This window comes from Streptomyces sp. NPDC041124 (genome assembly GCF_055592385.1).
The window spans coordinates 201,825-222,892 of record NZ_JBVIYR010000008.1; the positions used below are offsets into that span (position 1 = coordinate 201,825).

The 21,068-nt window shown below is 73.3% G+C and carries 22 protein-coding genes and 1 pseudogene; 12 read left to right on the plus strand and 11 right to left on the minus strand.

Annotated elements, in window-relative coordinates; all coding sequences use genetic code 11:
* The first annotated feature begins 69 nt into the window (after positions 1-69).
* The 3 genes from ACZ6A9_RS22790 (at position 70) to ACZ6A9_RS22800 (ending at position 3,367) form a co-directional block, all read left to right on the plus strand.
* Entirely contained in the window at positions 70-1,116 is a 1,047-nt protein-coding gene (locus ACZ6A9_RS22790; RefSeq protein WP_468988125.1) for a PP2C family protein-serine/threonine phosphatase, read from the plus strand.
* 265 nt (positions 1,117-1,381) lie between these two features.
* Positions 1,382-2,722, plus strand: a complete 1,341-nt coding sequence (locus ACZ6A9_RS22795) for a transcriptional regulator (RefSeq protein WP_468988129.1) — start codon at positions 1,382-1,384, stop codon at positions 2,720-2,722.
* 99 nt (positions 2,723-2,821) lie between these two features.
* Positions 2,822-3,367 carry an NUDIX hydrolase gene (locus ACZ6A9_RS22800; protein WP_468988132.1) on the plus strand — a complete coding sequence of 182 codons (546 nt, stop codon included), beginning with the start codon at positions 2,822-2,824 and terminating at the stop codon, positions 3,365-3,367.
* A 62-nt stretch (positions 3,368-3,429) separates the two neighbouring features.
* Here ACZ6A9_RS22800 and ACZ6A9_RS22805 read toward each other — a convergent pair whose 3' ends face one another.
* Entirely contained in the window at positions 3,430-4,290 is an 861-nt protein-coding gene (locus ACZ6A9_RS22805; RefSeq protein ID WP_468988135.1) for a 3-hydroxybutyryl-CoA dehydrogenase, read from the minus strand.
* Positions 4,291-4,457: 167 nt separating this feature from the next.
* Here ACZ6A9_RS22805 and ACZ6A9_RS22810 point away from each other — a divergent pair, with 167 nt between their 5' ends.
* A complete protein-coding gene (locus tag ACZ6A9_RS22810) occupies positions 4,458-5,705 on the plus strand; it encodes a glycoside hydrolase family 10-like protein (protein ID WP_468988138.1) in 1,248 nt (415 codons plus the stop codon).
* Between the two features lies 1 nt (position 5,706).
* Here ACZ6A9_RS22810 and ACZ6A9_RS22815 read toward each other — a convergent pair whose 3' ends face one another.
* Complete coding sequence (locus ACZ6A9_RS22815; protein ID WP_468988141.1) at positions 5,707-5,907, minus strand: DUF1918 domain-containing protein; 201 nt, start codon at positions 5,905-5,907, stop codon at positions 5,707-5,709.
* Between the two features lie 12 nt (positions 5,908-5,919).
* A complete protein-coding gene (locus ACZ6A9_RS22820) occupies positions 5,920-6,834 on the minus strand; it encodes a DMT family transporter (RefSeq protein ID WP_468988144.1) in 915 nt (304 codons plus the stop codon).
* Between ACZ6A9_RS22820 and ACZ6A9_RS22825 the strand changes: the two genes are divergently transcribed.
* The 3 genes from ACZ6A9_RS22825 to ACZ6A9_RS22835 all read left to right on the plus strand — a co-directional run bounded on the left by ACZ6A9_RS22825 (position 6,833) and on the right by ACZ6A9_RS22835 (position 9,458).
* Positions 6,833-8,269, plus strand: coding sequence for an aminotransferase-like domain-containing protein (locus ACZ6A9_RS22825; protein ID WP_468988146.1), 1,437 nt, complete (start codon positions 6,833-6,835; stop codon positions 8,267-8,269). The genes ACZ6A9_RS22820 and ACZ6A9_RS22825 overlap by 2 nt on opposite strands.
* Before the next feature lie 39 nt (positions 8,270-8,308).
* Complete coding sequence (locus tag ACZ6A9_RS22830; protein WP_468988149.1) at positions 8,309-8,746, plus strand: GNAT family N-acetyltransferase; 438 nt, start codon at positions 8,309-8,311, stop codon at positions 8,744-8,746.
* A 118-nt stretch (positions 8,747-8,864) separates the two neighbouring features.
* Entirely contained in the window at positions 8,865-9,458 is a 594-nt protein-coding gene (locus ACZ6A9_RS22835; protein WP_468988151.1) for a histidine phosphatase family protein, read from the plus strand.
* Here the strand turns inward: ACZ6A9_RS22835 and ACZ6A9_RS22840 are convergent.
* Positions 9,440-9,880 (minus strand): DUF6314 family protein, encoded by a 441-nt coding sequence (locus tag ACZ6A9_RS22840; RefSeq protein WP_468988663.1) that lies wholly within the window; start codon positions 9,878-9,880, stop codon positions 9,440-9,442. The genes ACZ6A9_RS22835 and ACZ6A9_RS22840 overlap by 19 nt on opposite strands.
* Positions 9,881-10,266: 386 nt before the next feature.
* The gene (locus ACZ6A9_RS22845) at positions 10,267-11,007 is read right to left on the minus strand and encodes a VOC family protein (protein ID WP_468988155.1); all 741 of its coding nucleotides are present in this window, start codon (positions 11,005-11,007) and stop codon (positions 10,267-10,269) included.
* An 80-nt stretch (positions 11,008-11,087) separates the two neighbouring features.
* Here ACZ6A9_RS22845 and argC point away from each other — a divergent pair, with 80 nt between their 5' ends.
* From argC to ACZ6A9_RS22870, 5 genes are read left to right on the plus strand one after another with little or no spacing between them, the layout of a single operon-like run.
* Positions 11,088-12,116: an N-acetyl-gamma-glutamyl-phosphate reductase gene (gene argC, locus ACZ6A9_RS22850; protein ID WP_468988158.1), complete on the plus strand. Its 1,029-nt coding sequence runs from the start codon at positions 11,088-11,090 to the stop codon at positions 12,114-12,116.
* A complete protein-coding gene (gene argJ / locus ACZ6A9_RS22855) occupies positions 12,113-13,264 on the plus strand; it encodes a bifunctional glutamate N-acetyltransferase/amino-acid acetyltransferase ArgJ (protein ID WP_468988161.1) in 1,152 nt (383 codons plus the stop codon). The genes argC and argJ overlap by 4 nt, the downstream gene beginning before the upstream one ends.
* Positions 13,261-14,163: an acetylglutamate kinase gene (argB, locus tag ACZ6A9_RS22860; RefSeq protein ID WP_468988164.1), complete on the plus strand. Its 903-nt coding sequence runs from the start codon at positions 13,261-13,263 to the stop codon at positions 14,161-14,163. Before argJ ends, argB begins: the two co-directional genes overlap by 4 nt.
* The gene (locus ACZ6A9_RS22865) at positions 14,160-15,368 is read left to right on the plus strand and encodes an acetylornithine transaminase (protein WP_468988166.1); all 1,209 of its coding nucleotides are present in this window, start codon (positions 14,160-14,162) and stop codon (positions 15,366-15,368) included. Before argB ends, ACZ6A9_RS22865 begins: the two co-directional genes overlap by 4 nt.
* 7 nt (positions 15,369-15,375) lie before the next feature.
* On the plus strand, positions 15,376-15,924 hold the full coding sequence (locus ACZ6A9_RS22870) for an arginine repressor (protein ID WP_468988168.1): 549 nt from the start codon (positions 15,376-15,378) through the stop codon (positions 15,922-15,924).
* A 127-nt stretch (positions 15,925-16,051) separates the two neighbouring features.
* Here the strand turns inward: ACZ6A9_RS22870 and ACZ6A9_RS22875 are convergent, their stop codons facing one another.
* The 6 genes and pseudogenes from ACZ6A9_RS22875 to ACZ6A9_RS22900 all read right to left on the minus strand — a co-directional run.
* Positions 16,052-16,789, minus strand: a complete 738-nt coding sequence (locus ACZ6A9_RS22875; RefSeq protein WP_468988665.1) for an FAD:protein FMN transferase — start codon at positions 16,787-16,789, stop codon at positions 16,052-16,054.
* Positions 16,790-16,844: 55 nt separating this feature from the next.
* Entirely contained in the window at positions 16,845-17,642 is a 798-nt protein-coding gene (locus tag ACZ6A9_RS22880; protein WP_468988172.1) for an FMN-binding protein, read from the minus strand.
* A gap of 52 nt (positions 17,643-17,694) precedes the next feature.
* A complete protein-coding gene (locus tag ACZ6A9_RS22885) occupies positions 17,695-19,077 on the minus strand; it encodes a ferredoxin reductase family protein (RefSeq protein ID WP_468988175.1) in 1,383 nt (460 codons plus the stop codon).
* A gap of 76 nt (positions 19,078-19,153) precedes the next feature.
* Positions 19,154-19,858 carry a L,D-transpeptidase family protein gene (locus tag ACZ6A9_RS22890; RefSeq protein WP_468988177.1) on the minus strand — a complete coding sequence of 235 codons (705 nt, stop codon included), beginning with the start codon at positions 19,856-19,858 and terminating at the stop codon, positions 19,154-19,156.
* Between the two features lie 3 nt (positions 19,859-19,861).
* The gene (locus ACZ6A9_RS22895; protein WP_468988179.1) at positions 19,862-20,449 is read right to left on the minus strand and encodes a pyridoxamine 5'-phosphate oxidase family protein; all 588 of its coding nucleotides are present in this window, start codon (positions 20,447-20,449) and stop codon (positions 19,862-19,864) included.
* Between the two features lie 97 nt (positions 20,450-20,546).
* Positions 20,547-21,068 (minus strand): annotated as a pseudogene (locus ACZ6A9_RS22900) (hypothetical protein); the annotation flags it as partial.

Sequence of the window (21,068 nt, forward strand, 5' to 3'; positions counted from 1 at the left end):
TCGACAGAATCGGACCGGCCTCTCGGGGCCGGTCTGCGCTGTCCGGGCCTATATGGGGGGCCATTCGGCATGATCCGCTTCAAGCCCGGGGCTTCCCGCTGGGCGCCACCCCGGTTCCTCTCACGGGCGTTCACCCTGTCGGTGCCCGTGGCCTGGGGAGCCACCGCGGTCGCCTACCGGATGACCTGCCCCCTCGCCCGGGACGACGCCCTCGGCGCCCGTCTGGTGAGCAGCGCCGTGCTGTGCACGGTCGTCACCGGCCTCGTGATGCACGCCCGCGGCGGACTGCTGCGCGAACTGCGGCGGACCCGCTCGGCAGCGGAGGCCGCCCAGAGCGTGCTGCTGCGGCCGCCGCCGCCGCGGGTCGACGGGCTGGCCGTCGCCGCGGTCCACCTGTCCGCCGACCGGGAGGCCCGGCTCGGTGGCGACCTGTACGAGGTGATCGCCACCGAGCACGGTGTACGGGCGGTCATCGGTGACGTCCGGGGGCACGGGACCGGTGCCGTACGGACCGCGGCCGCCGTCCTCGGCAGCTTTCGCGAGGCGGCCCACGACGAGGCCGGACTGGACGGTGTGCTGCGCCGGCTGGAGCGGGCGATGGCCCGGCACCTGCGGGAGCGGGCCACCGTGGAGTCCGATCCGGCGGCGGCGGAGGAGTTCGTCACCGTCCTGCTGATGGAGATCCTGCCGGACGGCGAGGTGCGTGCGCTGAACTGCGGACATCCCTGGCCGTACCGCCTGACCGGGGCCCGCGCCGAACTGCTCGCCCCCACTGATCCGCTGCCACCGCTCGGCCCGTTCCCGCTGCCCGCCGAACTGACCGCCGCGGCCTGCGGACACCTGCTGCCCGGCGAGGCGCTCGTCCTGCACACGGACGGAGTGGAAGAGGCCCGCGACAGCGAGGGCCGCTTCTTCCCGCTCCAGGACGTCCTCACCGACGTCGCGCACACCCGTCCCGCACCCCAGTCGGTCCTGCGCACGGTGCTCACCGCCCTGCTCCGGCACTCGGCCGACCCGCCGAAGGACGACGTGGCCCTGCTGGTCCTCAGGAACGAGCGCCACATCCGCCGCCCCGCCCCGGACCTCCCCGAGAAGGCGCGCCTGCGCGGCCGGTGAGGGACCGCGGAGCCCCGGGGGCCGGCGGGCCGTCCGCCCCGCCACGGAGTGTCGGGCAGGCAGCCGGGCGGACGGCGAGGATACGGACCGCCGCACTGTACGAGGGGGAGCCGGCGGTCCGGCCGGCCTCTTTCGAGGCAATCCAGTCAACCGGCCGGACACACTCCGCGACAGCGCGCGCACACCGCGGATACGGGCGCTCGCTTCACACCCCGTGTGAACGGCCGGCCACTAGTCTGTCCGCACCGAGCCAACGGGGGCCCGCATGCAGCCCAACACCCTGCTCGACGCGATCCTGGACGAGGCCGGCATCTCCCACGCCGGCCTGGCCGCCCACGTCAACCAGGCCGGACGGACGCGCGGCCTGTCCCTGAGGTACGAGCACACCGCCGTCGCGCGGTGGCTGAAGGGCCAACGGCCCCGGGGCCAGGTGCCCGACCTGATCTGCGAGGTGCTCTCCGCCCGGCTGCGACGCCCGGTCACCCTCGACGACGTCGGCCTGGGCGTCCCCGGCGGACCGGCGGCCCCGCAGCACGGCTCGCTCTCCGGGTTCGTCGAGCGGGCCACCGCGCTGTGGCGCTCCGACCAGCAGCGCCGTCCGCACCTGCGCGACGCGCCCGCCGTCACCGGAACGCCCGCCGTGATGCCCGTGTGGGAGTGGGAGAACCCGCCCGAGGACGTCGACGTCTCCCGTGGCGGCCGGCACCGGGTCACCCCGGCCGATCTCGACCTGCTGCGCGCCGCCCGCGCCCACTACGAGCAGCTGTACCGCAAGGCGGGCGGCGTGGCGACCCGCGCCCGGATCGTGGGGTTCCTCAACAATGAGGCCGCCCCGCTGCTGCGCGGCGGCTACACCGACGCCACCGGCCGCCGGCTGCACCGGGCCACCGGCGGCCTGGTCGCGATCGCCGGCATCTGCGCGTACGACTCCGACGCGCACGGCCTCGCCCAGCGCTACTTCCACCAGGCGCTCCGGCTGGCGAAGGCCAGCGGGGACCGGGGGCTCGGCGCCTACGTCATCGCACTGCTCGTCAACCAGTCGCTGTTCATGCGGGAGCACCGCCAGGCCGTCGCCTTCGCCGAGGCCGCGCTGCGTGCCGCAGGCACCCGCATCACCCCGGCCCTCGCCTCCGACCTGCACGCGATGCAGGCCAAGGCGTACGCACACCTGGGGGACGGCACGAGCGCGCTGGCCTGCATCCGGCGGGCGGAGCGGTCCGCCGGACGCATCCGGCCCGGAGACGAACCCGACGAGACCGGCTACGTCCAGCCCGGCCTGGTCAACGTCCAGGTGGCGGAGGCGCTGTTGAGCCTCGGTGAGCTGTCGGCGGCCGGGGAGCACGCCGCGGCCGCCGTGGACACCCCCTCGCACGACCGGGGCCGGGTGCACCGGCTGGCCATGCTGAGCACCGTCGAGCTGCGCCAGGGCAATGCCGACAGGGCGGTGGCGATCGCGGTGCGGATGGCGGAACAGGCCCGGGGGATGGAGTCGCAGCGGTTGCGCGACAGGCTCCGCTCGGTGCGCGAGTACCTCGTGCGCAGCGGTTGCGCCGGCACCGCCGAGGCGGCCGAGCTCATCGACGGGGCCCTGCGCGTGCCGCTCTGACCCTCCGGCCGGTCCGGGTACCGGCTTGGGAGAGCGGTGACCGGGGCGGAGGACCGATGCTGCGATATTGCCACTCACTCGTCGGAAGGTGGCAGAACCGTGCAATGGACGAAACAGAACGAACAGTCTGTGTACGCAAACCGCTGGTTCAGCGTCAATCTCGCGGATGTCGAACTCCCGGACGGCCGGCACCTCGACCACTTCCTCCTACGGCTGCGCCCCGTCGCCGTCGCCACGGTGGTGAACCGGGCCAACGAGGTCCTGCTGCTGTGGCGGCACCGCTTCATCACCGACAGCTGGGGCTGGGAACTCGCGGCCGGAGTGGTCGAGGACGGCGAGGACGTCGCCGGGGCCGCGGCGCGGGAACTGGTGGAGGAGACCGGCTGGCGGCCGGGCCCGCTGCACCACCTCATGAGCGTGGAGCCGTCCAACGGCCTCACCGACGCCCGGCACCACGTCTACTGGGCCGACGAGGGCGAGTACGTCGGCCACCCGGTGGACGACTTCGAGTCGGACCGCCGCGCATGGGTGTCCCTCAAACTCGTCCCCGACATGGTCGCCCGGGGAGAGGTCCCGGCCGCCACCATGGCCGCCGCGTTACTCCTGCTCCACCACCTCAGGCTCGGCCAGGACGGCCGGCCCTGACGCGCGGGGGCCCGGCACCGCGAGCCGTCGCGGTGCCGGGCCCCTCGGCGCTATCCCCGGCCTCAGTCGTAGCTGTAGAAGCCCGAGCCGCTCTTACGGCCCAGCCGGCCCGCGTCGACCATGCGCTGGAGCAGCGGGGGAGCGGCGTACAGCGGCTCCTTGTACTCCTCGTACATCGAGTACGCGACCGACGCCACCGTGTCCAGACCGATCAGGTCGGACAGCTTCAGCGGGCCCATCGGGTGGGCGCAGCCCATCTCCATGCCGTTGTCGATGTCCTCACGGCTGGCGATGCCCGACTCGAACATCCGGATCGCGGAGAGCAGGTAGGGGATCAGCAGCGCGTTCACCACGAAGCCGGAGCGGTCCTGGGCGCGGATCGCGTGCTTGCCCAGCACCTTCTCGGTGAAGACCTGGGCGCGGCTCAGCGTGCCCTCGGACGTGGTGAGCGCCGGGATCAGCTCGACCAGCTTCTGCACCGGGGCCGGGTTGAAGAAGTGGATGCCGATGACGTGGTCCGGCCGCGAGGTGGCGACCGCCAGCTTCACCAGCGGGATGGAGGAGGTGTTGGAGGCCAGGATCGCGTCAGGCCGGGTCACGACCTGGTCCAGCACCTGGAAGATCTCGGTCTTGACCTGCTCGTTCTCGACCACGGCCTCGATCACGAGGTCACGGTCGGCGAACTCGCCGAGGTCGGTGGTGAAGCTCAGCCGGGCCTGGGTGGCCTCGAGCTCCTCCGCGCTGATCTTGCCGCGTTCGGCCGCCTTCGACAGGGAGCTGAACAGCCGGGTACGGCCGATCTCCAGGGCTTCGCCGGTGGTCTCGGCGACCTTCACGTCCAGTCCGGCGCGGGCGCACACCTCGGCGATACCCGCGCCCATCTGACCGCAGCCCACCACTCCGACGCGTTCGATGTCGGTCACATCGTCCCTTTCGCTTCTGCTTACGGCTGTGGCAGGGTGCCGGGTCCCGGGTCCTGCTCCGTTCGTGCACGTTACTCCGAAGTATCGATGATCGATCGCGCGGGTGGTGCATCCTGGGCGGGGGACCGTGCCTGACCAGCAGGTCCGACGACGCATGAGGGGGCACGATGGGGCGGGTGTCACGCAGGGGCTTCGCGGCGCTGGCGCTGACCGGAGTGGCGGCCGTGCCCCGGGCGTCCGCCGCACCGCGGCGGACACCGGGTGCGGCCGGGGGCGGGGGCGCGACGGCCGGTGAGATGCGCGGCATGTGGGTGGCCACCGTGACCAACCGGGACTGGCCGTCCCGGCCTGGCCTGAGCGCCGCCCGGCAGCGCGCCGAACTGACCGCCCACCTCGACGCGGCCGTGCGCGCCCGGCTCAACACGGTGATCTTCCAGGTGCGGCCCACGGCCGACGCCCTGTGGCCCTCGCCCCACGAGCCCTGGTCGCAGTACCTCACCGGCACCCAGGGCCAGGACCCCGGCTGGGACCCGCTCGGCACGGCGGTCGAGGAGGCCCACGCCCGCGGGCTTCGGCTGCACGCCTGGTTCAACCCCTACCGCGTGGCCATGCACGCCGACCCAGCCCGGCTGGCCGCCTCGCACCCGGCCCGCCGCAACCCCGGCTGGGTGGTCGCGTACGGCGGCAGGCTCTACTACGACCCGGGGCTCCCCGAGGTCCGCGCGTTCGTGCGGGAGGCCATGCTCGACGCGGTGCGCCGTTATCCCGTCGACGCGGTCCACTTCGACGACTACTTCTACCCGTACCCGGTGGCCGGCCAGACCTTCGACGACGACCGCGCCTACGACACCCACGGCGGCGCCTTCCCGGACCGCGCGGCCTGGCGGCGGGACAACGTGGACCGGCTGGTGCGGGAGACGGCCGCCGGGATCAGGACGATCCGGCCCGGCACCCGCTTCGGCATCAGCCCGTTCGGCGTGTGGCGCAACGCGGAGACGGACGAGCGGGGCTCCGGCACCCGCGCGGGTGTGCAGACGTACGACGACCTGCACGCGGACACGCGCACCTGGGCCCGCGAGAACTGGATCGACTACATCTGCCCCCAGCTGTACTGGCACATCGGCTTCGCCCCCGCCGACTACGCCGAGCTGATCCGCTGGTGGTCCGGCGTCGTCGAGGGCTCCGGGACCCGGCTGTACGCGGGGGAGGCGCTCTACAAAGCGGGCGACCCCGCGCAGCCCGCGGCCTGGCAGGACCCGGCCGAGCTGTCCCGCCACCTCACGCTGGCGCGCGAGCACCCGCAGGTGGGCGGGCACGTCTTCTTCGCCGCGCGTGAGGTGACGGCCGACCGGAACGGGGCGATGGCACGGGTGGTCGCCGACCACTACCACAAGCCGGCGAACCCCCCGCGCTGATCTACCGCTGCCGTGTCGTGGTCCGGTGCCGGATCTCGGTGTCGGGGCCGGGTGAGCACACGCCTTCGTGTCCGTCCTCGAAGCGGACGCGGTAGGGCGGGGTGCCCCCCTCGCCCATCACTTCGACGATCTCACCGACCTTGTCGTGCTGGCCGACCACCCTGCCGTGCTGGACAAGCTGGTCACCCGTGGTTGCGCGCATCGGGGCCTCCTCTCAACCGCGTGCCCGCTGGGTGACGGCGATGCAGACCAGCACCGCCGCGGCCGTCAGCGGGGCGGCCACCGTCAGGTGCTCGTTCAGCAACAGCACCGACCACACCAGTGTGAGCAGCGGCTGGGCGAGCTGCAACTGGCTGGCCTTGGGGATGCCGATGGCGGCCATGCCGCGGTACCAGACGATCAGCCCGAGGAACTGCGAACCCGCCGCCACCCACAGCAGACCGGTCACGCTGTGCGCGGTCAGCCGCACCGGTTCGGCGCTCAGCGCGAACGCCGCGGCGGGCAGGGTGAGCGGCAGGCACATGACCAGCGCCCAGCCGATCACCTGCCAGCCCGGCATCACCCGGGCCAGCCTGCCGCCCTCGGTGTATCCGGCCGCGCACACCAGCAGCGCCGCGAACAGGTACAGGTCGGCCGTGGTCAGCGCGCCGCCGCTCTGCTGCACGGTGAAGGCCAGCACGGCGACCGCTCCGGCGAGGGCCGCCGTCCAGAAGGTGCGCGAGGGACGGGAGCCGACCCGCAGGGCGGACAGCAGGGCCGTGGTCAGGGGGAGCAGTCCCACCACGACGGCCGCGTGCGCGGTCGTGGAGGTCCGCAGCGCCAGGGTCGTCAGCAGCGGGAAGCCGAGCACCACCCCGCCGCCCACCACGGCCAGTCCCGTCCAGTGCCGGCGCTCCGGCAGGGGAACGCGCAGCGCGAGCAGACAGCCGCCCGCGATCAGCGCCGCGAGCACACTGCGCACGGCCACCAGCGACCACGGCCCGAAGCCTTCGAGACCCCAGGCCGTGGCCGGGAAGGTGAGGGAGAAGGCGACGACGCCGAGGGCGGCCTGCAGGGTGCCGACTCCGCGGCCGTCCTGGACGGGCACTGCTATCGACGGCGGTGCGGTAGCGCTACTCTGTGCTCTCATGCATGAGCGTAGCAGCGTCGGTGAACTGGCGGAACGGCTGCGGAGGGAGCTCGACCGCTACTCTCCGGGCGGAAAGCTCCCTTCCAGTCGAGCCCTGGTGGAGCAGTACCGGGTGAGCCCCGTGACCGTCTCCCGGGCGCTGGCGGTGCTCGCCGCCGAGGGCCTGGTGGTCACCCGGCCCGGCTCCGGCGCCTTCCGCGCCCAGCACCGCGCACCGGCCGCCCCCACGGGCGACACGTCCTGGCAGGAGGTCGCCCTCAGCGCCGACGGCGCCGCCGACCTCGTGCCCCGCTCGGTGGACGCCTCCGGTGTGCTGGTCTCGCTGGCCGCGCCGCCGCCCGGGGTGATCGAGTTCAACGGCGGCTACCTCCACCCCTCCCTGCAGCCGGAACGGGCCATGGCGGCGGCACTGTCCCGCGCCGGACGCCGGCCGGGCGCCTGGGGACGGCCGCCCATGGAAGGGCTGGCGGAGCTGCGCGAGTGGTTCGCCCGGAGCATCGGCGGACCGGTCACGGCGGCCGGGGTGCTGGTCACGGCGGGCGGACAGTCCGCGCTGACCACCGCCCTGCGCGCGCTCGCCCCGCCCGGCGCCCCCGTGCTCGTCGAGTCGCCCACCTACCCCGGCATGCTCGCCATCGCCCGCGCCGCCGGCCTGCGCCCGGTCCCCGTCCCGGTGGACGCGGACGGCGTACGGCCCACTCTGCTCGCCGACGCGTTCCGGGCGACCGGCGCCCGGGTCTTCGTCTGTCAGCCGCTGTTCCAGAACCCCACCGGCGCGGTGCTCGCCCCCGAGCGGCGCGGCGAGGTGCTGCGCATCGCCCGCGAGGCGGGCGCGTTCGTCGTCGAGGACGACTTCGTCCGGCGGCTGGTGCACGAGGATGCGGGGCCACTGCCCCGGCCGCTCGCCGCCGACGATCCCGACGGGGTGGTGGTGCACGTCTGCTCGCTCACCAAGGCCACCTCGCCCAGCTTCCGGGTGAGCGCCCTGGCCGCGCACGGCCCGGTGCTGGAGCGGCTGCGGGCGATCCAGGTCGTCGACACCTTCTTCGTGCCCCGCCCGCTCCAGGAGGCGACGCTGGAGCTCGTCGGCTCGCCCGCCTGGCCGCGCCACCTGCGCGCGGTCTCCGCCGAACTGCGGGCCCGCCGCGACGCCATGACCACCGCGCTCCGCCTGCGGCTGCCCGGACTCGTCCTGCCGCACGTCCCGTCCGGCGGCTACCACCTGTGGCTGCGGCTGCCCGAGGGCACCGCGGAACCCGCCCTGACCGCCGCCGCCCTGCGGGCGGGCGTCGCCGTCACACCGGGCCGCCCCTACTTCGCTGCCGAACCCCCGGCCGGACACCTCCGCCTGAGCTTCGCCGCGGTGGCCGGCGCGGGTGAGATCGCGGAAGGGGTGCGGCGCCTGCGCACCGCCTGCGACGACCTGCCGGGATAAGGGTTCGACGATGTCCGCCCCGCCTGACACCATCCCGCCATGACCGACATCGCACGCCTGCCCGAGGGCTACGAGATCTCCACCGACCCCGCCAGGATCGACGCGGCCCGTGTGCACGGGTGGCTGTCGACCGACGCCTACTGGGCCATGGGCCGCTCCCGGGAGAAGCAGGACGCGGCGATCGCCGGCTCCCTCAACTTCGGCGTCCACGACACCGCCTCGGCGGAGCAGGTGGCGTACGCGCGGGTCGTCACCGACCGGGCGACCTTCGCCTGGCTGTGCGACGTGTACGTCGACCCCTCGGTGCGGGGCAAGGGCATCGGCACCGCCCTGGTCGCGGCCGTACGGGAGGAGCTGCGGTCCTACGGCGTGAAGCGCGCCATGCTGGCCACCCATGACGCGCACGGCGTCTACGCCAAGCTGGGGTTCCGCCCGCTGGAGCGGCCCGACCACTGGATGCTGCTCCACTTCGCGTGAGGGGACGGGCCCGCCCGGTCCGCCCCGCACCCCACCGCTGAGTGAGGGAAGGGGCACGCACGGTGACGGCGGGCCGGCACCCCTTGACCGGCCGACTCCGGCGACTGACGATCGCGGCATGGCACTTCGGGTCACGTTCGTCGCCGCCGCGGGGAGCTTCTCGGTGCTCGCCGAGCGCTTCGAGGACGTCCGGCCGCTGGACCAGGCCGGATGGAACGAGGTGGAACGGGCCGCGCCCGAGCTGCTGCCGCTCGCGGCGGCCGATCTGCGCTACTGCTCCCCGGCCCCGCGCAGCCGCGCCACCGGGGAGGGGCTGGGGTACGCGCCGCTGGTGCAGCTCGCCCTGCGCGACTGCGACATGGGCCGCTGGCGGGGGCTGACCCTGGGCGAGGCGATGGCCCGGGAACCGGGAGCCGTGGACGCCTGGCTCGCCGACCCGTGGGCCACGCCGTACGGCGGGGAGTCGCTGCCGGCCTTCATCGGCCGGGTGGGCGGCTGGCTCGACACCCGGCCGGCCGACGACGACTGCACGGTCGTCGCCGTGGCCGAACCCTCCGTGATCCGGGCGGCCCTGGTGTACGTGCTCAAGGCGCCGCCCGCGACGTACTGGAGCATCGACGTGCGCTCGCTGTCCACGATCAGCGTGGCCGGCCGGGCGGGCCGCTGGAGCCTGCGCCTGGAAGGGACCCGCACTCAGCCGACGCGCGCGTAAAAGGTGCTGAGCTCGAGGTCCTTGGCGGGACCGCGCACCCGCCAGACCGTCCGCCAGTGGTCCGCGTCGCGCACGGTGAACTCGCCCCGGTAGAGATCCGCCGCGCAGGGGTGATCGGCGACGTACCGGCCGGTGGCGAGGTCAAGGTCGTGGAACGGGCGTCCGTCGGCGAACCGCACGTCCGCCGTACCCCCCGGGCCCGGCAGGAAGCGCAGGGTCCGGGCGGCGGGCCGGGTGACACCCCGCCAGGTGAACTCGCCGGTCTCCTCGTGGAGCAGGCCGCCGCCCTCCAGCGGGCCGAGAACGACCGCCCCCGTGAAGTGCCCCTCGTCGCCGCTCGCCAGGTCCCGCACGGTCCGCTCCGCCCGCCAGCGACCGGCGAGGTAGGTCAGTGCGTCGGGTACCGGCCAGAACTCGCCCATCGCCCCCCGTTCCCGCGTGGCCCGCGCCGTCACGCGACCCACGGACGTGCTCCTGTCACCGCCCTATCTTGCCGCTCGAAGTACTGACCGATGACCGACATACCGAGCGGCTCGTCTCCCGTGTCCCCCACTCCCGCGAGAGTCGCGGAGGACTTACGTCACGCACCGCCCGGAACCGTGCACGACTCGCACTCGGTACGGCAATCGACCTCGGCGGCGCGAGGGCCGCCCCACGGGCCCGCGTGACCCCCCCGGCCGCCGACGCGGACGGGGTGAACACGCGGACGGGCACCCCGGTGGCATCCGCGTTCCGGGGCGTGGCGAGCACGTTCGGCTGCACCTCCCCGGCGAACTCGGTGACGTCCCCGAGGATCGGGCAGAGGTGGCTAGGACGGGGCGAGGACGCAGAACTCGTGGCCCTCGGGATCGGCCAGGCACGTCCACGGGACGTCACCCTGGCCGACGTCGAGGTCGGTGGCGCCGAGGGCCCGCAGCCGGGCCACCTCCGCCGCCTTGTCGTCGCCGGGGTACGGCAGCAGATCCAGATGGACCCGGTCCGGCACGGTCCTCACGCCGGGGGTGCGGAGGAACTCCAGATACGGCCCGGTGCCGCCAGCCGAGCGCATCGAGGCATGACCGTCGGCCACCTCGTGCACGGTCCAGTCCAGCGCCTCACCCCAGAACGCGGCCATGGCCCGCGAATCCGCGCAGTCGACCACCACGGCGGCGACCGGCCCGGTGTCCCGGTATGACTCCCTGGGCTCCAGCACGCAGAACTCGTTCCCCTCCGGGTCGGCGAGGACCGTCCACGGCACCGCGCCCTGGCCCACGTGGGCGGGCGTCGCGCCGAGGCCCCTCAGCCGCCCGACCAGTTCCGTCTGATGGGCCGCGGAGGTCGTGGCGAGATCGAGGTGCACCCGGTTCTTCGCCGCGGACCCGGGTTCCGGGACGGGAACGACGTCGATGCCGAGGACGACCGGATCCGGCCAGACCAGGCCGCCGGGGGGCCCGACATAGGTGGTCCTGCCGGCGCTGTAGGCGGTCCAGCCGAGCGCCTCCGCCCAGAAACGGCCGATCGCCGGGGCGTCGAGAGCCTTGATGTTCACCATGACCGGTCGCAGCGCCATGCCGCTGATCATACGGCCGCTGGCGTTGCATAAACGTGCGATGAAACGTATAGTCATGCCATCGAGGAGGAGGGTTTCCCATGGCGGTACGTGCGGCGGTGGCCGGAGCGAGCGGATACGCGGGCGGTGAGCTGCTGCGTCTGCTCCTGACGCACCCCGGGATCGAGATCGGCGCCCTGACCGGGAGCTCCAACGCCGGCCGGCGGCTCGGCGCGCTCCAGCCGCATCTGCTGCCGCTCGCCGACCGCGTCCTGGAGCCGACCACCCCCGAGGTGCTCGACGGGCACGACGTCGTGTTCCTCGCGCTGCCGCACGGGCAGTCCGCCGCCGTCGCCGAGCGGCTCGGCGACGACGTGCTCGTGATCGACATGGGCGCCGACTTCCGGCTGAAGGACGCCGCCGACTGGGAACGGTTCTACGGCTCCCCGCACGCCGGCACCTGGCCCTACGGCCTGCCCGAACTGCCGGGTGCCCGCGCCGCGCTGGAGGGGGCCAAGCGCATCGCGGTGCCCGGTTGCTACCCGACCGCCGTCTCCCTGGCCCTCGTCCCGGCCTATGCGGCCGGACTCGCCGAGGCCGAGGCGGTGATCGTCGCCGCCTCCGGCACCTCAGGCGCGGGCAAGGCGGCCAAGCCGCATCTGCTGGGCAGCGAGGTCATGGGATCGATGTCGCCCTACGGCGTCGGCGGCACCCACCGGCACACCCCCGAGATGATCCAGAACCTCAGCGCGGCGGCGGGGGAGCGGGTCTCCGTCTCCTTCACGCCGACCCTCGCGCCCATGCCCCGCGGCATCCTCGCCACGTGCAGTGCCAAGGCCAGGCCCGGGGTCACCGCCGAAGCCGTCCGCGCCGCCTACCAGAAGGCGTTCGCCGACGAGCCCTTCGTCCGTCTGCTCCCCGAGGGCCAGTGGCCCGCCACGGCCTCCGTCTTCGGCTCCAACGCCGTGCAGATCCAGGTCGCGCACGACGAGGCGGCGGGGCGGATCATCGTGATCAGCGCCATCGACAACCTGACCAAGGGCACCGCCGGCGGTGCCGTCCAGAGCATGAACATCGCCCTGGGTCTCGACGAGACCACGGGACTGACGACGATCGGAGTTGCGCCGTGAGTGTGACGGCAGCACAGGGATTCACGGCGGCGGGCATCGCCGCCGGGATCAAGGAGAACGGCAACCCCGACCTGGCCCTCGTGGTCAACAACGGCCCCCGCCGCGCCGCCGCCGGCGTCTTCACCGCCAACCGCGTGAAGGCGGCACCCGTGCTCTGGTCCGAGCAGGTGCTCAAGAGCGGCCGGCTGTCCGCCGTCGTCCTCAACTCGGGCGGCGCCAACGCCTGCACCGGACCGAAGGGCTTCCAGGACACCCACGCCACCGCCGAGAAGGCCGCCGAGGTGCTCGGCACCGGCGCCGGCGAGATCGCCGTCTGCTCCACCGGGCTCATCGGCGTCCTGCTCCCCATGGACAAGCTGCTCCCCGGCGTCGAGACCGCCGCCGCCCAGCTCTCCGAGCACGGCGGTGAGAAGGCCGCCATCGCCATCAAGACCACCGACAGCGTCCACAAGACGTCCGTCGTGACCCAGGACGGATGGACCGTCGGCGGCATGGCCAAGGGCGCCGGCATGCTCGCCCCCGGCCTCGCCACCATGCTGGTCGTCCTCACCACCGACGCCGACCTCGGCTCCGACGTGCTCGACAAGGCCCTGCGCGACGCCACCCGGGTCACCTTCGACCGGGTCGACTCCGACGGCTGCATGTCCACCAACGACACCGTGCTGCTGCTCGCCTCCGGCGCCTCCGGGATCACCCCCGGCCACGAGCAGTTCGCCGAAGCCGTACGGGCCGTCTGCGACGACCTCGGCCGGCAGCTCATCCGCGACGCCGAGGGCGCCAGCAAGGACATCAAGGTCGAGGTGGTGGGCGCCGCGAGTGAGGACGACGCCGTCGAGGTGGGCCGCTCCATCGCCCGCAACAACCTCCTCAAGTGCGCCCTCCACGGTGAGGACCCCAACTGGGGCCGCGTGCTCTCCGCGATCGGCACCACGAAGGCCGTCTTCGAGCCCGACGAACTGAACGTCGCCATCAACGGCGTCTGGGTCTGCAAGAACGGCGGCGTCGGCGAGGACCGCGACCAGGTCGACATGCGCTACCGCGAGGTGCACATCGTCGCCGACCTCGCCGCCGGTGACGCCACCGCCACCATCTGGACCAACGACCTCACCGCCGACTACGTCCACGAGAACAGCGCGTACAGCTCATGAGCACGACGAGGAAGCACACCGCGCTGCCCAAGGCGCAGATCCTCATCGAGGCGCTGCCCTGGCTGACCCGGCACCACGGCAAGACCGTCGTCATCAAGTTCGGCGGCAACGCCATGGTCGACGAGGACCTGAAGGCCGCCTTCGCCCAGGACGTCGTCTTCCTCAGGCACGCCGGCCTCAAGCCGGTCGTCGTCCACGGCGGCGGCCCGCAGATCAGCCGGGCCCTCGAAACCCACGGCATCGTCAGCGAGTTCAAGGCCGGCCTGCGCGTCACCACCGAGGACGCCATGGACGTCGTACGCATGGTGCTCGCCGGACAGGTGCAGCGGGAGCTCGTCGGGCTGCTCAACCGGCACGGACCGCTCGCCGTCGGCCTCACCGGCGAGGACGCGCACACCCTCACCGCCACCAAGCACCAGCCCCGGATCGACGGAGAGCTGATCGACATCGGCCGGGTCGGCGAGATCACCGAGATCGACACGGGCGCGATCGAGGCACTGCTCGCCGACGGCCGCATCCCGGTCGTCTCCTCCATCGCCCGCTCCCAGGACGATCACCATGTCTACAACGTCAATGCTGATACGGCGGCTGCGGCACTCGCTGCTGCACTGGGCGCCGAAACCCTCATGGTCCTCACGGACGTCGAGGGACTCTACGAGGACTGGCCGCACAGCGACGAGGTGATCAGCCGTCTCACCGCGTCCCAGCTCGAGAAGCTCCTGCCGGAGCTGTCCTCGGGCATGGTGCCGAAGATGGAGGGCTGCCTGCACGCCGTGCGCAACGGAGTCACCACCGCCCGCGTCATCGACGGCCGGGTCCAGCACTCGATCCTGCTGGAGATCTTCACGGACGAGGGCATCGGCACCATGGTCGTGCCCGACGAACAGGGGGAGTCGTGAGCAACGCGGAACTGACCGCGCGGTGGCAGGGCGCGCTGATGGACAACTACGGCACCCCGCGCCTGCCGCTGGTACGCGGCGAGGGCGCCCGGGTGTGGGACGCCGACGGCAAGGAGTACGCCGACCTCGTGGGCGGCATCGCGGTCAACGCGCTCGGCCACGCCCACCCGGCGGTCGTCGAGGCCGTGAGCCGCCAGATCGCCTCCCTCGGCCACGTCTCCAACCTGTTCGTCGCCGAGCCCCCCGTCGCGCTCGCCGAACGGCTCGTCCAGCTCTTCGGCCGCGAGGGCAAGGTCTACTTCTGCAACTCCGGCGCCGAGGCCAACGAGGCCGCCTTCAAGATCGGCCGGCTGACCGGGCGGACCCACATGGTCGCCACCGACGGCGGCTTCCACGGCCGCACGATGGGCGCCCTCGCGCTCACCGGCCAGCCCGGGAAGCGGGAGCCGTTCCTGCCGCTGCCCGGGGACGTCACCCACGTCCCGTACGGCGACGCGCAGGCGCTGGCGGCCGCGGTCACCGACGACACGGCACTGGTGATCATCGAACCGGTGCAGGGCGAGAACGGGGTCGTCGTGCCCCCGCCCGGATACCTGAAGGCGGCCCGCGCGATCACGGCGGCCACGGGCGCGCTGCTCGTCCTGGACGAGGTGCAGACCGGGGTCGGCCGGACCGGGAACTGGTTCGAGTACCAGGCGCACGACGGTGTACTGCCGGACGTCGTCACGCTGGCGAAGGGGCTCGGCGGCGGACTGCCGCTCGGCGCCACCGTCGCCTTCGGCCGCGCGGCCGAGCTGTTGCGGCCCGGCCAGCACGGGACGACCTTCGGCGGCAACCCCGTCGCCTGCGCCGCCGGACTCGCCGTTCTCGACACCATCGAGAGCGAGGGACTGCTGGAGAACGTCAAGCGGCAGGGCGAGAGACTCCGCGGCGGAATCGAGGCGTCCGGCCACGCCCTGGTCGACCACGTCCGGGGCGCGGGCCTCCTGCTGGGTATCGTGCTCACCGAGCCGCTCGCACCCCGGGTGCAACAGGCGGCTCAGGACGCCGGGTTCCTCGTGAACGCGCCGGCCCCCGATGTCGTTCGGCTCATGCCGCCGCTGACCCTCGGGGACGACGCGGTGGACGCCTTCCTCGGGGCGCTGCCCGGCATCCTGGACGAGGCCGGTACGGCGGCGGGTGGGGAAGGACGATCCGGAGAATGAGACGACGATGAGCCAGGAGCAGGACCAGTCGGACCAGGGCCAGCAGGCCGGCCCCGCCGTGCCGCAGACGCGCACCGCACGTCACCGCCGGATCGTGGACATCCTCAACCGGCAGCCGGTGCGCTCGCAGAGCCAGCTGGCGAAGCTGCTCGCCGACGACGGGCTGAGCGTCACCCAGGCGACGCTCTCCCGGGACCTGGACGAGCTGAACGCGGTGAAGATCCGCAACACCGACGGCGACCTGATCTACGCGGTGCCGAGCGAGGGCGGCTTCCGCACGCCCCGCGCGCCGCTGGGCGGCTCCGCCAAGGAGGAGCGGATGCGGCGGCTGTCGCAGGAGCTGCTGATCTCCGCGGAGGCGTCCGCGAACCTCGTCGTGCTGCGCACCCCGCCGGGGGCGGCGCAGTTCCTCGCCTCGGCGATCGACCAGGCGGAACTGCACGACATCCTCGGCACCATCGCCGGCGACGACACGTTGCTGCTGATCAGCAGGGAGGCGACGGGAGGGCAGGCCCTGGCGGACCACTTGCTGCGCCTGGCGCAGAACGGTCACTGAGCGCTCCGCGGGGGGTGGGGGGCCGGGTGCGGTGACCGCGGGCCGGGGCCGGTCGCGCAGTTCCCCGCGCCCCGGAGGGGCCGGCAGTACCGCAGGCCGGGTGGTTCCCCCTCGCCCGAGGCGCCGCTCAGCCCAGCCACCCCGCCAGTCCTCCGGTGCAGCGCACCTCGTCACCCGCGGTGATCAGCAGCCCCTCGACCCCCGGCAGCGACTCCAGCCACCGCAGGCCCTCCCGCGACCCCATCGCGAACGCGGCCGTCGCCCAGCAGTCCGCCCACGTCAGCCGCGGCGCCACCACGGTCACCGCCACCAGATCGGTCACCGCCGACCGTCCCGTACGCGGGTCGACGATGTGATCCCCCCGCTCGGCGGTACCGGACGTCGCCACGGCCACCGCGTCCGCACCGGCCGCGGAGACCACGGCGGCGAGCCCGCCCGGCCGCAGCGGGTCCGACACCCCCACACGCCAGGGCCGTCCCGCCCCCGGCGCACCCAGCAGCTGCACGTCCCCGCCGCCGTTGACGCTCACCCCCGACGCCCCCGCGGCGGCGAGCCGCCGCGCGGCCCGCTCGGTGGCCCACCCCTTGACGATCCCGGTCGGGTCCAGCCGCCCCCGGTAGCGCGGGCTGAACCAGCCCTCGCTCACCCGCTCCGCCTCCGCCGCCAGCTCCAGCACCTCGGCGACCTCGGGGTCGCACTCCCCGACGCCCAGCTCCCCGCGCGCCAGCCGGGAGATCTGGCTGTCGTCGCGGTAGGTGCTGAACACCTCGTCGACCCGGCGCAGCCCGGCGACCGCCTCCCGCACCGCCTCCCGCACCGCGTCCGGTCGCCCGCCGCGGACGTCGAGGGAGAAGACGGTCCCCATCGTCTCCTCCACATGGCGTACCGCGGCGGGAGCCTCGGCCGGTTCGGCCACCGTGTCAGCCACCGGCCTTGTCCAGTGCCGACTGGAGGGACTGTTTGTACCCGGCGCTGGTGTACGTGGCGCCCGACACCGCGTCGATCTCCGCGCTGCCGGCCGCCACCGCGGCCTGGTTGAGCTTCGGCACGGCGCCGGAGTTGATCTGGTCGCTCTGGCCGCCCTTGGGCGTCCGCACCGCCTCGGCCTCGGTGATCTTCCCGCCGCTGACGGTGATCCGGACCTGCACCGGCCCGTACTGCGTCTGTGCCGCGTCCCCGGTGACGGTCCGCGCCTGGGCCTCACCGGTGTCACCGGCCTCACCGGCGTCACCGCCGGCACCCGCATCACCGCCGCCGCCCGAGCCCCCGGCCGCCCGCGCCTTGTCCAGCGCCGACTGCAGGGACTTGGTGTACCCGGCGCTGGTGTACGTGGCCCCCGACACCGCGTCGATCTCCGCCCCCTGCGACGTGACGGTCGCCCGGTTGAGCCTCGGTACGGAACGGGAGGTGACCTGGTCGCTCTGGCCGCCCTTGGGCGCCTGCACCGCCTCCGCCTTGGTGATCTTCCCGCCGCTCACCGTCAGCCGTACCTGCACCGCCCCGTACTGGGTGCTCACCGCGTCGCCGGTGACCGTGCCGTCGCCGATGGGCTGCGCACCGCCCTGCGGGGACTGGGCCGCCGCGGGCGGGGCCGCACCGCCCGCCGCCTGGGCCGCGCCCGGATCGGACGCCGGCTTCAGCGACAGCAGCAGCACGATCCCGGACACGGTGGCGGCGGTCGCGAGCACGGCGCGCCGGACGGGGTGACTCTTCCTCATCGCTTCTCAAGCTCCTGACGGGTGTGGATGACCCGGGTCGATGGCCCGTCGCTCACATCTCGAACGACTCGTGATGGATACGGCGGGCGGGGACCCCGGCGCCGCGCAGTGCTTCGTACACCGACTGTGCGAAACCGGGCGGCCCGCACATGAAGACGTCGTGGCGGTCGACGTCGGGGATCTTCCGCCGCAGGCTTTCCGCCGAGATGTCCGGACGTTCCCCGTCGGGGCTGTTCACCGCGTACATCAGCCGCGCGCCCCGCTCGTCGGCGATCTTGGCCAGCTCGCCCCAGAGCGCCAGGTCCTGCGTGCTGTTGGCCCGGTAGAGCAGTGTGATGTCGCCGGCGGCGCCGGGCAGCGTCTCGAACAGCGCCCGCATCGGCGTGATGCCCACCCCGCCCGCCACCAGCAGTACCTTGCCCCTGCTTCGGCGCTGCGCGGTGAGTGCCCCGTACGGGCCCTCCGCCCACACCCGCGTGCCGGGTTCCAGCTCACGCAGCCGGGAGGTGTGGTCGCCGATGGCCTTCACCGTGATCCGCAGCATGTCGGGGCGGGGCGCCGCCGACAGCGAGTACGGGTGGGAGCTGAACCGCATCCCGGGCGCCAGGAACCGCCAGCGGAAGAACTGCCCCGCCTCCGCGCCCATCCGGTGCAGCCTGCGCCCGCCGATCAGCACGGACACGATGCCCGGCGTCTCCTCGATGACCGCCGCGACCCGCATCCGGTGCCGCAGGTTGAGCCGCACCGGGGTGATGATCCGGTACCACAGCACCAGCACGGTCACCACGCCGTACAGCCCGTACCAGAAGGTCTTCGCGGCCGGCTCCACGGCGAACTCGTTGCCGGTGGTGATCTGGTGCCAGAACGTCAGGAACACCGCCGCGTACGTCAGCAGGTGCACGTGGTACCAGCCGTCGTACGGCAGCCTGCGCCGGACCGGGCCGATGGAGAGGAAGGCGATCACGAACAGCAGGCCGGTGCCGATCGCGGCCTTGCCCATGTCCGGCAGCGTGTTGATGGACGTGATCGTCTGCTGCACGATGTCGCCGAGACTCCTGCCGGCCTGGCGGGCGTACCCCCACATGATGAGGAAGACGTGCGCGACGACCAGGCTGACGGTGTACCGGCCGCTCATCGCGTGCCAGCGGGCGACCCGGTCCGACCCCACCCGGCGTTCCAGGGCGGGCACCCGCGCCATCTGCAGCACCACCAGGGCCATCAGGTAGCCGCCGAGGAGACCGGTGATCCGGCCGGCGGCGATGATCTTCCCGGTGGTGTCGGCGATGGACGGCGTATTGGCCCACCACAGCCACAGCACGGCCACCGCGCCCGCGCCCACGGCGAGCAGCAGGGGCACGGCGGGGGAGCGGCGGGGACGGATGCGGCGCATCGTCTGTCGGCGGGCGGCACGGCCGCCGGCGAGCGTGGTGGTCACGGTTCCTCCGTGGGGACTTGACCCTTGGCCCACACATACGTGCCGTCACGCGCCGGCGTTCAGCGGAGATCCGCGTTCAGTACCGGGTGATCGCGGTGGGCCCGCCCGTCGTGCCGATCGCGAGGTGCGGTGCCCGCCCGGGATCGGCCCAGCGCAGGATCTTCCGCATCGCGTCCCCGGGCACGGACACGCATCCCGCGGTCGCCCCGCGCCCGTTGACGTGCAGGAAGATCCCGGCGCCCCGCCCGCGCACCGGACTGCGGTAGTTGAAGTCGACGACGAGGGCGTGGGCGTACTGCGCCCGGTAGGTGATCAGGTGCTCCGCGTGGGAGGCGCGGCAGTCTGCCGCCCGGGGCTCCGTCCAGCGGTTGTAGGAGCGCGAGTCGTTGTCCTGGCACCACCAGGAGTCCTGGCGCACGGGCCGGTAGGCGTACGCCGTCCCGCTCGGCGCCGCCTCGATGCCGAAGGCGTACGGCAGGCCGTAGATGCCCGTCGGCGTGGTGTTCGTCCCCTGCCGCCGGGCGGTGCCTTCGGCCAGGCCCCGCGCGCCGAAGCGGGCGGGCGCGGAACCGGCCGCGACCCATCGGCCGCCCCTGCGGTCCCACCAGGTGAGCGTTCCGGTGGTGGAACCGGTGCCCGGCGCCACCGCGGTGATCAACTGGGTGCCGCCCCCGGTGTCCGCCATCCGTTCGGGCAGCGGCGACGACGGCAGCCCGCCGGTGCCGGGGGCGAGCAGCGACAGGGAGAGCAGGACGGCGGCGGAGGCGGCACCCGTGAGCATGGCTCAGACGGTAGACGGGGGCAGCGGCAACGGCAGCCCGGGCAGTCCGTCCAGGCTGGTCGCTATGTGCTCCTTCTTGGTGAAGTAGGCGTCGAGCGAGGCGTCGTCCTCGCGTGCGAACCGCTTCTCGTGCAGGTCCCGTTCGCTCTCGTACGCCATGAAGGGCACCGCGTAGCCGCAGGTGTCGCGGATCAGCTCGGCCGTCACGACGACGACGGCACGCAGTCCGTGGAGGGTGTGGTCGATGCCGGGGAAGCGGGCGAGCAGGCCGGGGAAGCGCGGGTCGTCCCGGAAGACGGGCTCGCCCCGGCCGTGTACGCGCACGATGTTCGGCGGCCCCTGGAAGGCGCACCACATCAGGGTGATCCTGCCGTTCTCCCGCAGGTGGGCGATGGTCTCGGCGTTGGACCCTGCGAAGTCGAGGTAGGCCACGGTGCGCTCGTCGAGGACCGCGAAGGACCCCTTGAGCCCTTTGGGCGAGAGGTTGACCGTGCCGTCGGCGGACAGGGGCGCGGTGGCGGTGAAGAAGACCGGCTGCTCCTCGATGAAGGTGCGGAGGCGGCCGTCTATGCGCTCATGAGTCTTTCCCATGTCGGACCATTATGGGCGCAGATCTTTCGACTGTCTAAGGAAATTCCGTGGCCGCCCCGGCCGGCGCTTGTTCGGGGCGGCCACAGTGCCTGTCACCTCACTTGGTGAGCGTGCAGGCAGCCAGGGAGTCGAGGCCGGCGGGGCGTTCGGCGGTGCGGCCGATGGCGGTGGCGATGCGGTTGATGGCGGCGAAGCGCTTGTCCTCCAGGGGGCCGAGGATGGCGTTCTGGACGAAGTCGGGTCCGCCCTGTCCGACGGTGTCGACGAGGCGCTTGTCGGCTTCGGCGATCTGCTGGTCGAGGTCGCCGAGGGTGCGGTCGACCTCGGCCTGCGCGGAGGCCGGGACCGCCGGGAGCCGCGGGGCGACGTCGGGGCAGGAGATCTGCCCGGCGCCGGTGTTCCCCGCCTGCCCGGTGTCCTCCCCACCGCCCCCGCCCGTTTCCTGCCCGGTCTCCCCGGCGGGCGGCGTCGTGGCCTGCTCGCCGCCGGTGCCCTGCCCGTCGGTGGCCCCGCCCTGCGCGCCGAGCGTGCAGGCAGCCAGGGAGTCGAGGCCGGCGGGGCGTTCGGCGGTGCGGCCGATGGCGGTGGCGATGCGGTTGATGGCGGCGAAGCGCTTGTC